Source organism: Pseudovibrio sp. Alg231-02 (assembly GCF_900143565.1).
Lineage (GTDB): Bacteria > Pseudomonadota > Alphaproteobacteria > Rhizobiales > Stappiaceae > Pseudovibrio.
In genome coordinates, this window is sequence record NZ_FREX01000001.1 from 266,113 (window position 1) to 278,379 (window position 12,267).

The 12,267-nt window shown below is 52.5% G+C and carries 12 protein-coding genes; 8 read left to right on the plus strand and 4 right to left on the minus strand.

Annotated elements, in window-relative coordinates; all coding sequences use genetic code 11:
- Positions 1-31: 31 nt before the first annotated feature.
- Positions 32-1,303 (minus strand): Zn-dependent hydrolase, encoded by a 1,272-nt coding sequence (locus tag DHN43_RS00970; RefSeq protein WP_108817445.1) that lies wholly within the window; start codon positions 1,301-1,303, stop codon positions 32-34.
- A 904-nt stretch (positions 1,304-2,207) separates the two neighbouring features.
- On the opposite strand from DHN43_RS00970, the gene cofG reads away from it, so the two are divergent.
- The 8 genes from cofG (at position 2,208) to DHN43_RS01010 (ending at position 9,579) form a co-directional block, all read left to right on the plus strand.
- Entirely contained in the window at positions 2,208-3,284 is a 1,077-nt protein-coding gene (gene cofG, locus DHN43_RS00975; RefSeq protein WP_108817969.1) for a 7,8-didemethyl-8-hydroxy-5-deazariboflavin synthase CofG, read from the plus strand.
- Positions 3,281-4,555: a 5-amino-6-(D-ribitylamino)uracil--L-tyrosine 4-hydroxyphenyl transferase CofH gene (cofH, locus tag DHN43_RS00980; RefSeq protein ID WP_108817446.1), complete on the plus strand. Its 1,275-nt coding sequence runs from the start codon at positions 3,281-3,283 to the stop codon at positions 4,553-4,555. The genes cofG and cofH overlap by 4 nt, the downstream gene beginning before the upstream one ends.
- Positions 4,552-5,535: a 2-phospho-L-lactate transferase gene (gene cofD, locus DHN43_RS00985; RefSeq protein WP_108817447.1), complete on the plus strand. Its 984-nt coding sequence runs from the start codon at positions 4,552-4,554 to the stop codon at positions 5,533-5,535. The genes cofH and cofD overlap by 4 nt, the downstream gene beginning before the upstream one ends.
- Positions 5,532-6,182, plus strand: coding sequence for a 2-phospho-L-lactate guanylyltransferase (gene cofC / locus DHN43_RS00990; protein ID WP_108817448.1), 651 nt, complete (start codon positions 5,532-5,534; stop codon positions 6,180-6,182). The genes cofD and cofC overlap by 4 nt, the downstream gene beginning before the upstream one ends.
- Positions 6,182-6,952 carry a coenzyme F420-0:L-glutamate ligase gene (gene cofE / locus DHN43_RS00995; protein ID WP_063304795.1) on the plus strand — a complete coding sequence of 257 codons (771 nt, stop codon included), beginning with the start codon at positions 6,182-6,184 and terminating at the stop codon, positions 6,950-6,952. Before cofC ends, cofE begins: the two co-directional genes overlap by 1 nt.
- A complete protein-coding gene (gene npdG / locus DHN43_RS01000) occupies positions 6,949-7,617 on the plus strand; it encodes an NADPH-dependent F420 reductase (RefSeq protein WP_108817449.1) in 669 nt (222 codons plus the stop codon). The genes cofE and npdG overlap by 4 nt, the downstream gene beginning before the upstream one ends.
- A gap of 93 nt (positions 7,618-7,710) precedes the next feature.
- Entirely contained in the window at positions 7,711-8,745 is a 1,035-nt protein-coding gene (locus DHN43_RS01005; protein ID WP_063296576.1) for a TIGR03842 family LLM class F420-dependent oxidoreductase, read from the plus strand.
- 204 nt (positions 8,746-8,949) lie between these two features.
- Positions 8,950-9,579, plus strand: coding sequence for a TetR family transcriptional regulator C-terminal domain-containing protein (locus DHN43_RS01010; RefSeq protein WP_063288486.1), 630 nt, complete (start codon positions 8,950-8,952; stop codon positions 9,577-9,579).
- 12 nt (positions 9,580-9,591) lie between these two features.
- On the opposite strand, the gene DHN43_RS01015 is transcribed toward DHN43_RS01010, so the two are convergent.
- Genes DHN43_RS01015 through DHN43_RS01025 form a run of 3 tightly spaced genes read right to left on the minus strand, consistent with a single transcriptional unit; the run spans position 9,592 to position 12,220 of the window.
- On the minus strand, positions 9,592-10,353 hold the full coding sequence (locus DHN43_RS01015; RefSeq protein WP_063288485.1) for an ABC transporter ATP-binding protein: 762 nt from the start codon (positions 10,351-10,353) through the stop codon (positions 9,592-9,594).
- A complete protein-coding gene (locus DHN43_RS01020) occupies positions 10,353-11,351 on the minus strand; it encodes a FecCD family ABC transporter permease (protein ID WP_108817450.1) in 999 nt (332 codons plus the stop codon). The genes DHN43_RS01015 and DHN43_RS01020 overlap by 1 nt, the downstream gene beginning before the upstream one ends.
- Positions 11,348-12,220: an ABC transporter substrate-binding protein gene (locus DHN43_RS01025; RefSeq protein WP_108817451.1), complete on the minus strand. Its 873-nt coding sequence runs from the start codon at positions 12,218-12,220 to the stop codon at positions 11,348-11,350. The genes DHN43_RS01020 and DHN43_RS01025 overlap by 4 nt, the downstream gene beginning before the upstream one ends.
- Between the last annotated feature and the right edge of the window lie 47 nt (positions 12,221-12,267).

Consider the following 12,267-nt stretch of genomic DNA (forward strand, 5'->3'; position numbering starts at 1 on the left):
TTGCAGTCCTCAACTCTTTCAAATCTATGGGTTATTCGGCTGGCTCGGTGGTATCTTGCTCAATTTCCGCGTATTCCAGCACTGCATGGAACAGCACGTCAGCACCTGCGGTTGCCCACTCTCTTGAAATCTCTTCGTCTTCGTTGTGGCTCAAACCATCCACGCATGGGCACATGATCATGGCTGTTGGCGCTACACGGTTGATCCAGCAAGCATCGTGGCCCGCGCCGGAAATGATGTCGCGATGGGAATAGCTCAGGCGTTCTGCTGCATTGCGCACGGCAGAGACACAGCCTTCATCGAAGGTGACCGGATCAAAGTGACCGACGGCTTCGATTTCAATGCCCAGACCAAGTTCTTCTGCGATTTTCGGTGCTTCAGCTTCCAGTTTGGCTTTCATGCCATCCAGGACGTTCTGATGCGGGGAGCGGAAATCGATGGTGAAGACGGTTTTACCCGGGATCACGTTGCGGCTGTTTGGATAGACGTCGCAATGTCCAATGGCGCCAACGGCTTCTGGCTGGTTCTCCATGGCAATCTGGTGCACCAGCTCTGTGATGCGTGCCATGCCGAGTCCTGCGTTTTTTCGCATTGGCATTGGGGTTGAGCCGGTGTGGCTGTCTTTTCCTGTGAGCGTGACCTGCAGCCACCAGAGGCCCTGCCCGTGGGTGACAACACCGATGTCCTTTTCCTCGATTTCGAGGATTGGTCCCTGCTCAATGTGGAGTTCAAACATGGCGTGGAGTTTGCGGGCGCCTACCGGTTCCTCACCTACATAGCCGATGCGCTTCAGTTCACCGCCAAACTTCTTGCCTTCTGCGTCTTCGCGGTCATAGGCCCAATCCTGCGTGTGCATGCCAGCGAACACCCCAGATGCCAGCATTGCCGGAGCAAAACGGGTGCCTTCTTCGTTGGTCCAGTTGACGACTTCAATTGGGCGTTTGGTTTTGATGCCACGCTCACGAATGGAGCGGATTACTTCCAGACCTGCAAGTACACCAAGCACACCATCATACTTGCCACCAGTTGGCTGCGTATCCAGATGAGAGCCGATCATGATCGGGTCAAGGCTCGGATCTTCCCCTTCCAGCCGGGCAAACATGTTGCCCATGGTATCGATGTGCATTGACATGCCTTCAGCCTCACACCAGCTGGTGAAAAGCTTGCGGCCCTCGGCATCTTCGTCTGTAAGCGTTTGCCTGTTGTTGCCGCCACGAACACCGGGTCCGATTTGGGCCATATCCATAAGGCTACGCCACAGTCTGTCACCATTAATACGATGATTTGAGCCAAGTTTACTCATAAGTCTCTCCGATAACGCTTTTACAACGTCGTTTTATTCAACTTACCCGCGCTCTATTCTTTAAAAACGCAACGGGCTCGCCATAGTTATCTGGTCTCCCGAAGGAGTATAAAACTGATAAAACCGATGAGGACTTTCGCAGAATTCAAGCTGTATCTCTTTTTTTGACAGGACGGACGGATTGCAACCGCACATAAACAGGCTGCAGGCAAAATATGTCAAAAATTCAATCTACTAGATTTCCCGCAGGGTTATTTTTCCCATTTGGAACAGAGTAGGTATCGTATGCAGAGGTGGCCCCCTCATACAATAGCTTAGTTCAGCTTAAATCTTGGATATTCCCCTCCCAAAACTTTGGGTAAATTGGACCAAACAGTCAATTATCTGTCAACCCACCTTCAAAAATGGATCAATTTCACCAGCCGACTTCAAAATTTCTCCTGATATTCCAATAGGTAAAACACTTAGAGGCTCTCCCAAAACTGCGAGATAAGCGCGTCGCAGGTAAGAAAACTCCACAGCTTACTAAGTTTTTTTGATGTTTTTTTCTAAATCATCGGAATCAAAGTTTCCCCATCTACTTATCAAGGGAAACAACACACTGGAAAGGCGGATATTTATGCATGTACTGCTAAAATTTTGCACAAATAAGATTTTGATAGTTCAATATTGCAAAGCACCTTTACAAAAATCATTGCAAAATAAAGCTTTCCGTTGCTGAAACAGACTCTTAACATTGCTTGTTTTATTTGCATTGCAGCATATTTATTCTAGCCGAGAGATAATTCTCCCTTGACTAACTGTTAGTTGCAGATATTTTTTGACCGAGAGGTAAAAAATTATGCTGACTGCTGACCAAGCGCGATACCTGGGGGAAGTGCAAGGCTCAGATCTTCGGGATCTGATGCAACAGGCTGCTACAGTAAAGCTTCAGTATTGGGGCAACACTGTCACCTACTCCCGTAAAGTTTTTGTACCACTGACAAACATGTGCAGGGATACATGTACGTATTGCACATTTGTCAAACACCCCAGTTCGCCCGAAGCCAACATTATGACACCGGAGCAAGTGATGCGTACGGCGCGTCAGGGTGAGGAGACCGGATGCAAGGAACTGCTATTCAGCCTGGGCGAGAAGCCTGAACTGCGCTACGAGCAGGCGAAAGCAGCTTTGGCAACGCTTGGCTACAGTTCCATGGTCAGCTATCTGGCGGATGCTTGTGAGATGGTGCTGGGGGAAACAACTCTCCTGCCCCACGTGAATGCGGGTACGCTGAGCGATGAAGAGATTGACCAGCTGCGCCCCTTTGCCGCCTCCATGGGCATGATGCTGGAGACAACCAGTCGCCGATTGATGAAAGAAGGCCAACCGCATTACGGCTGTCCGGATAAGGCTCCTGTCCAGCGCCTGCGTACGCTGGAACGTGCTGGACAAAAGAAGATCCCGTTTACCACTGGATTGCTGATCGGTATTGGTGAGACGTGGGAAGAGCGCATTGAAGCGCTGGAAGCCATCAACGAAAGCCATGCTCGGCACGGCCATATTCAGGAAGTGATCATTCAGAATTTCCAGCGCAAGCCGGGTATCGGAATGGAAAACCATCCGGAACCTTCGCTGGATGACATGCTGCGAACACTCGCCGTGGCACGCTTGGTCCTTTCACCCGAGATCAGTCTTCAGGCACCACCAAATCTGAGTGAACGGCATATGGAATACCTGAGTGCGGGTATCAACGACTGGGGCGGTATTTCGCCGGTTACCATTGATTTCATCAACCCACAGCACCGCTGGCCGGTGATTGATGAGCTTGCTCATTCGACCCAGCTGGCAGGGCAGAAACTGGAAGAGCGCCTGACCGTTTATCCGAGTTATCTGCGCGATAAAACCGAGTTTGTTGACCCTGCTGTGCTTTCAAAATCACAAGGGCTTTGGGAACAGATGGGTTCCTCTGCCTCGCTTCAGTCAGGAGGCACCCTATGACCCTTCACAATTTCCCGCAGCGCACCGGTGATACGCCAGAGTTTCGCAGTGTCAGCGCTCCCGTTCGTGATATTTTGAGCAAGGCGCTGGCTGGTAATGAGGTTTCTCAAGCTGAAGGCGAATGCCTGTTCCGTGCCTCAGCAGAAGAGTTTCCAGCTATTGCCTATGTGGCGGATACGCTTCGTCAGCGGTGCAATGGTGATCGGGTGGGCTTTGTGGTCAACCGGAACATCAACTTCACCAATGTCTGCTACATGGGGTGCAAGTTCTGCGGGTTTGCCAAGCGAACCGAAGATCCGGGTGCTGAATGGCTGGTGCCTGAGCAAGTTGTGGCACGGGCGCAGGAAGCCTGGGATCGAGGGGCGACTGAGGTCTGCATTCAGGGTGGACTGCACCCGAAAATGGAAGGCACTTATTATCGCGATCTCGTGTTGGCGATCAAAAAAGCGCTGCCGGACATGCACATCCATGCGTTTTCACCGTTTGAGGTTTGGTATGGAGCGGCCAAGACCAAGCAGTCTTACACGGACTTTCTTCAGGACCTGAAGGATTGCGGGCTGGGTTCTCTGCCCGGTACAGCGGCGGAAATTCTGGACACAGATATTCGCCAGCAGCTGACCCGCAATAAGTTAAGCACTGAGAAGTGGGTAGAGATCATTAAAGCGGCCCACGAGGTTGGAATTCCGACCACCGCTACGATCATGTACGGCCATATTGATGGGCCGGAGCACTGGGCAGCTCACATTGCCTTGCTGCGCGACATTCAAAAGGAAACCGGTGGCTTCACCGAACTGGTGCCCCTGAGTTTCGTGCACGCCGAGAGCCCGCTTTATACGGCGGACCCGAAGAACGTACGCCCTGGGCCGACTGATCTGGAAGTACGCAAGATGCACGCAGTTTCGCGGATTATGCTGCATGGCTGGATCGACAACATTCAGGTTTCCTGGACCAAGCTTGGTGCAGAGTTTGCTTCTGATCTTTTGCAATGCGGTGTGAATGATCTGGGCGGCACTTTGATGAATGAGAGCATCTCCCGTTCTGCTGGCGCTGCTCATGGGCAGGAGATCACAGCCTATGAAATGTGCCAAGTCATTCAGGAAGCAGACAGAGAGCCTGTTCAACGCAACACCATTTATGGCGTGATCAATGATTTTGCCGATGGATTGCCAGAACAACAGGCGCCATTGGTTGCCCGCGCACACTCCGGGCTGCTGAACTTCCTGACTGAGGCTGATGGTGCGCCTGTACAAGCGGTTGGAGGTGCTGGATGAGCTCAAACACACCTATCAAAGTTACTCTGATTGCCGGAGGGGTCGGCGGCGCCAAGATGGCAGAGGGCCTGTATCATCTGGAGAATGTGGAACTCTCCATCATCGGCAATATTGCAGATGATGAGGCTTTCCACGGTCTCTGGGTTTCGCCGGACATTGATACCCTCACCTACACACTGGCCGATGTGATTGATCGCCAGCAAGGTTGGGGTGTGGCGGATGAAGGCCACCGTGCGTTAGACATGCTCTCTAAACTAGGTGACGATACATGGATGTCCCTTGGAGACCGTGATTTTGGTCTGCACATCTACCGCACACATCGGCGTCGGCAGGGAGATCGCCCAACGCATATTGCACGTGATATCGCCAAGAGCTTTGGCCTTGAGTGCGAGATGATTTTGCCAACGGACGACACAGTTCAAACGCGCGTGAGAACGGAGGCTGGTTGGCTGAGCTTTCAAGAATACTTCGTCAAAGAGCGTTGTGCGCCTGAGGTTCAGGAACTGCACTACGACCATATCGAGGATGCACATGCGACAGAGGAAGCCCTGAACGCACTTGCGGAGGCAGACTTAATTGTGGTCGCGCCAAGCAACCCTCTCGTGAGCATTCTGCCAATTCTGAAAGTTCCCGGTATTCTGGAAGCAGTAAAGGCCTCCAAGGCTCCGAAGATTGGTGTTTCACCGATCATCAATGGTGGTGTTGTGAAAGGCCCTGCGGACCGGATGCTATCTTCCCTTGGCTATGAAGCATCAGCCTTTGGTGTTGCGCAGATCTATGCGGATTTTCTGGATTGCTTTGTGATTGACAACGCAGATGAGCAACATGTGGCTGCCATCAATGGCCTTGGTCTGCGCACCTCATTGGACACGATCCTCATGAAGACCCGCGATGACAAAGTACGGCTGGCGGCGGCGCTGCTTGCTCTTTCCGATGTTGGCAGCGGAAATGCATCAGAGGCTCAGGAGCTGAGCGCATGACGGAAACCGCCCTTAAAACGCTTGTTGTTGTTCCGGTAAAGGATTTTGCGAGGGCTAAGTCGCGTCTGGGACCGGGTCTTGATGCCAATGAACGGGCCATCGTGGCGGCAAACTTGTTTGCGCAGACCATTGCTTTCCTGCAGGACGCACAAACACGCAGCAGCACGCCCTTTGACATCGCGGTGGTCACCAGTTCAACGGATATCGCAAAAACCGTGACTGATCATCGCCTTCACCTGATCTTAGAGGGACAGGAAGATGGGCTGAACACTGCGCTGTCCACTGCTGCTCTTTGGGCAAAAGCGCATGGTTACGAGACATTCTGCGTTTTGCCTGCAGATATTGCAGCTCCTGACTTTGGTGAGTTTGAGCGACTTCTGGGCCTTGCGGGCTCTCCCAGTTCGCTGGTTCTTTGCCCGGCGCATGACTACGGTACCAATGTGCTGATTGTAACGCCGCCAGATGCCATTTCGTTCACTTATGGCAGTTCATCCTTCCTGAAGCATCAGGCCCAGGCGGCAGAGAGTGGTTTGAACTGCGTGATCGCCCCGTCCTCCTCCTTTTCCAGAGATATCGACTATATGGAAGATTTGAGCGCACATCAGCCCCGACTCCTTGAGAAACGTTCTGACCGGAGAGCTGTTTGATGCATACACTTTCTCTACACGCGATCCCGAATATTCCAGAGATCAATCCCGGTGATGATCTTGCTGCTATTTTGGGCGATGCCATTGAGGCAGCTGGGCTTTCTTTGCAAGACGGAGACGTCCTGACATCTGCGCATAAGATCTTTTCCAAGGCGGAAGGCCGCATTGTAAGACTGTCAGATGTCACTCCTTGTGAAGAGGCGCAGACCTATGCGGAAGAGCTGAACAAAGACCCACGCAAGGTTGAGATCATCTTGCGGGAAAGCACCCGCGTGGTTCGCCATTTTAAGCGTCCGACGCAAAATGAAGGGACGATGATCTGTGAGCACCGTCTGGGCTTCATCTCCGCCAATGCGGCCGTCGATGAATCCAACAGCGGCACAGATGAAACGCTCATTTTGCTGCCTGAAGACCCGGATGCCAGCGCTGCCCATATGCAGACGGCGCTTTCCAAACGCTTTAACGCCGAGATCGGCTTTGCCATTACGGATACTTTTGGACGGCCCTGGCGGCTTGGCCAAGTGAACGTAGCTGTGGGCCTTGCCGGTGTACCCGCAACAATCAAAGAACAAGGCAATTCGGATGCACATGGGCGTTTGCTCAGTGTGACCGAACCTGCCTTTGCAGATGAGTTGGCCGCGGCTTCCGGTCTGGTGATCAGCAAAGCAGGCCAGACGCCTGTTGTGCTGTTTCGCGGACTGAACTGGACACTGGAAGCGAGTTCGGCACAGGATTTAATAAGATCTAAGAAGGAGGACATGTTCCGATGACATTAGCGATTATCGGAGGAACCGGGCCACAGGGTCAGGGGCTTGCACTCAGGTTTGCACGTGCGGGCGTTCCCGTTGCGCTTGGCTCTCGTGATGCTGCTCGCGGCAAAGAGATTGCCGATGAGTTGATGACCAAGCTCCCAGAAGGTTCTGCGCAGATCGACGGTATGGGTAACGAGGATGCGGTGGCCGCGGCTAGTGAGTGCGTTATGCTTGCTGTGCCTTATGCGGCGCACGACGCAACGTTAAATGCCCTGAAACCGCACCTTGCTGGCAAGATCCTGATCGACATTGTTGTTCCGCTTGCGCCGGGTGACCCGAAGACCGTCGAAATGCCGCCAGAAGGCTCTGCTACTGAGGCTGCACAAGCTTTGCTTGGGCCAGACATTCCTGTTGTGGGCGCATTGCACAATGTTTCGGCCACGACTTTGAACAATCTGGATTGGCCGATCAACTGCGACATCCTCGTGTGCGGTGACAGCCTTGCCGCCCGCAAGGTGGTGATGGAGCTGGTCAACAAACTTGATGTGAAAACCTACAATAGCGGCAATGCAAAAGCAGCACGCTGTATTGAGGCGATCACTCCGATCCTCATTCGTCAGAACATTTCAAAAGCTGTGCCGTTTACACATGCGGGAATCCGCATCTGGGCACCGGATCACTAAGACTTTTTCGGGCGTATCCTTCTTCGAAAGCCAACTGCCGTTTTTCGAGGATACGCTTTGAACAACACCTTACTATTTGTGGAGGAGACACACATGGACTTTGGTATTTGCTTTAAAGGGTTTGTAGAACCAGAGCGCGCGAAGGCACTGGTTCGTCAGGCCGAAAATGCTGGTTTCAAGTATTGCTGGTTCTACGACAGTCACATTTTGTGGCGTGAGAGCTTCGTGGCTATGGCAATGTGCATGGAACACACCAAAAACATGCGTTTTGGACCGTGCGTGACCAACCCGAACACGCGTGACTGGTCTCATGCAGCCAGCTTGTTTGGTTCACTTGCCAAACAGTCCGGCGGCCGTTTTGATATTGGTCTGGGCCGCGGCGACAGTGCTGTGCGCGTGATGGGTAAAAAACCTGCCCCGCTGAAGCGCCTGGAAGAGTTCACTCACACTGTTAAAGCTCTGATCCGTGGTGAAGAAGCACAGTACGGTGAATGCCCTGAGCCAGTGAAGTTCCCATGGGCGGATGGTTATGAGCTCCCTGTCTGGGTTGCGGCTTATGGACCAAAGGCGCTGAGTTCTGCAGGCCGTGTAGGCGATGGTCTTATTCTTCAGATTGCGGAGCCAGGAATTTGCAAATGGCTTGGCGATCAGGCTGTTGCTGCTGGTGAGGAAGCTGGCCGTGACATGAGCAACTTCGGTATTATGGCAGCAGCACCTGCTCATACAGGCACACTGGAAGAAGGCATTGAAAAGACCAAGTGGTTCCCTGCTATGGTAGGCAACCACGTAGCGGATATCGTTGAGAAGTATGGTTCAAACACTGATCAGGTACCTGCGTCTCTGACGTCTTACATTGAGAATCGTCGCGGCTATGACTACTCCAAGCACGGTCAGAGCGATAATCCGTTCCTCGACTTCATTACCGATGATATTGTTGAAAGCTTTGCGGTTCTCGGCCCACCTGAAAACCACATTGAAAAGCTGAACAAGCTAAAAGATGCGGGCATCACTCAGTTCAACATCTATCTGGACAGTGGTGATGAAGAGAAGATCATCGCAGATTACGGCGAAAAGATTATTCCGGCTTTTAATGCGGACAACGCAAAAACACCGGAAGCAGTCAGCTAAGTAAACACGGGCCGGGTTCTATATGAACCCGGCCTTTTCTCTATCTATTGCAGAAAAACAACAATACCTTGGGTGAGCTGCCTCATCACGACTTTTCTACCAGTGTTTAGCTTGATATGAGCACTTTGTTTTCGTAGGTGCTAACCTACTCATATACCGAACGAGTATTTCTAGGTTCGGTGCTTAAGCAATTTGGAAAAGAGTATGGCTAAGGCTTCTGAAGCAAAAGGCAAAACACGAATTCAGATCGAGAAGACTGAGAAGATCCTCGCAGCTGCGCTGGATGTGTTCTCAACTTATGGATTTCGTGGATCTACGATCGATCAGGTTGCTCAGCAAGCTGGCTTGTCCAAACCAAACCTATTTTATTATTACGACAGCAAAGATGCCATTCATGCAGAGCTGATTGAACGGTTGCTGTACATCTGGCTTGATCCGCTACATCAGCTCAATCCTGAAGGTGAACCCATTGAAGAGATTTGCGCGTATGTACGCCGCAAACTGGAGATGGCGCGGGACTACCCGCGGGAAAGCCGCTTGTTCGCCAACGAGATCTTGCAGGGTGCTCCGCGCATCAAATCTCTGATTGCTGGCCCCTTGAAGTCACTGGTGGATGAGAAGACAGTCGTTGTTCAAGGCTGGATGAATGAGGGCAAGATCGCCGAGACAGATCCGTACCACCTGCTGTTTTCAATCTGGTCCACGACCCAGCATTACGCTGACTTTGACAGTCAGGTGGAGACGTTGCTTCCGGCAGATAAGTCCAAGGACCGCTTCAAAGAGGCTGCGGCATACCTTGATCGCATGTTCCGTAAGAGCCTTGCACCCGAATAATCGAAGGTCTTCTTACAAACGTGTTGTGGGGGTGATCACAGGCCCCTGCTCTGTTTGCAGAATATGGGCTTTGACACGATAAACATCCTGCACGCGTTCTTCGGTCAACACGTCTTTTGGCGTGCCATACGCGACCAGCTTTCCTTCTTTTAACATCGCGAGCCGCGTGCAAAGGCGCGCTGCGTATGTCCAGTCATGCAGGCTGACAAGCATGGATGTACCTTGTTGTTGCAGCTTTTGAAAAATCTCCTGCAGCTCCAACTGGTGTTCCGGATCAAGTCCTGCCGTTGGCTCATCCGCAATGATCAGTGGTGTTTTTTGCATCAAAGCCCTGCCAAGCAGAGCACGCGCTTTCTCTCCACCAGACACCTGTAGGATTGAAGCTTTTCTGATTGCGTCCAGCCCCAAACTTGCAATCGTTTCTTCCAGTTCCGCCTTGTGTTTGAGCGTCCGCACGGAGCCACCAATAGCTTCACAACCCAAAGCCAAAATGCGTTCTACAGACAAATCCCACGCCACGTCACGCTCCTGCGCCATGTAAGCAACATGCTTGGAGAGTTGCTTGGCAGAGATGCTTTTGAGGAGCTGGTTGTCGTAGCTGATCTCTCCATAAGACGGGATTAATCCGACCATGGCTTTCATCAGTGTGGATTTGCCTGAGCCGTTGGGGCCGATCAAGCCAACGATCTCACCTTTACCAATCTCCAGATTTATTGAGGACAGGATGTTCTTGGGACCGTAGTTGACGGAAAGGTCTTTGAGTTGAAGCAGCATCAGATCAAAGCCCTGCGTTGTTTAATGATCAGCCAAAGGAAGAACGGCGCACCGACAATTGCCGTCAGCACTCCGAGCTTGAGGTTTGATTGTGGGCCGAACAGTTTCACTGTGATGTCTGCAAGCGTGAGCAAGCAAGCCCCTGCAATGGCACTTGGCAGCAGAAGGCGTTGCGGCTCTCCGCCCACCATTTTACGTAGCAGATGAGGGACAATCAGACCGATGAAACCGATTGTTCCAGTCACAGCTGTCACAGCACCAACACTGGCCGCGGTTCCCGCAATGGCGCAAAACCGCAGATGTGGTAGAGACACGCCCATGGTATGAGCAGTTTCCTCACCCAGAGACAACGCATTGAGGCCTTTGCCTGTGATGAGCAAGAGGCTCCAGCCGATCACGATGAACGGCGCAATGATGTAAAGGTGTTGCATAGACCGGTCATTTAACGAGCCAAGCATCCAGAACACAATTTCCATGGCTGCAAACGGGTTAGGCGACAGATTGAGTGCCAATGACGTGAGCGCAGTCGCTATGCTTGAGATCGCAACGCCTGCAAGGATCAGTGTCAGCGTCTGCCCTCGCCCGCCCGCCAGCATGGGCAGCAATACTGCTGCAATCGCTGCACCGAGCAATGCAAACGCTGGCAGTGCGAAGGGCATAGTGATTGTCAGCCCAGTGTAAATAGCAATGACTGCGCCTAGACTTGCGGAGGAGCTGACGCCGATCAAACCAGGCTCCGCCAAGGGATTGCGCAGGAGGCCCTGCAATACCGCACCGGACAGGCCTAGCGTTGCGCCCGTGATCAAGCCCAGAAGGGCGCGCGGCACGCGGATCTCCCAAAAGACGATGGAAACGGGTGTTTTTTCTGCGGCGAATACTGCTTTAATCAGCTGCATGAATGTCAAATCAGCAGCGCCGATCATGAGCGAGGTCACAAACAGAATAGCTGCGATCAGGCACAGAACCGTGATCAACGGAGCATCCGGATGCTTAGTCATTCGGCTTGCGCTCCTAATTTGCTGGCTTGTTTGGCCAGTTTACCGATAGCTTGCGTCACAAACGGCAGGCCACAAATGGTGTACTTATCTTCGACCATGACACGACCACTGTTGCCGAGCGTGCGCTTCAATGCCGGGTGAGCAAGGAGTTCAAAGGCCAGTGCTGGTTTATCTGAAAACTGGGTTCCCTCAACAAGCAGCTGCGGGGCTTCAAGTATCAGCAGTTCCAAGGGCAGTTTACTCGTGCCCTTCAGGCCCAGATTATTGGCAATGTTCTGCAGGCCTGCGGTGGTGATCAACTCATTGACGAGACTACCATCTCCCGCCGTGTATCCATTGGCGTAGTAGACCCCAGCCCGCGCTCGTTCAGCTGGCTGAGCGTCGATTAGCTGCTGGATTTCAGAGGTGAACTGCCGTGCAAGCGTCTCAGCTTGTTGCTCACGTCCCAATACCTTACCGAGACGTCGTAGCTCTTTGGCTATGTCTGAGATGGTGCGAACGGGCGGCACTTGAACCACCGTGATTCCGAGACCGCGCAGCATCTGGACTGTGGTTTGGTTTGTGTATGTCCCCGCGATCACCAGATCCGGGTTCATCAGATAGATTTCTTCTGCCCCGCCGAAGTTGACCGGATAGGCCTTTGCCTCTTCACTCATGACGGAGAGCGTTGGGTCAGACGCTAGTTTGGAGACTGATACAAGTTGCTCTTTGCCTGCCAGCAGCATGGAAAACTGGTCGGTGCACAGGTTCATGGAGACAACTCGCCGGGGTGCCTCCGCCTCGCTCTGGTCCGCGCGTACAACAGCAGGACTGATTGCCAGAGCCATCAGAAACGCCATTTGCATGATCTTTTTGATCTTATTTCGCATTTCGACCTTTTGAGAGGCGTACAGACATGAAAAGGCAGCCCGAGCAG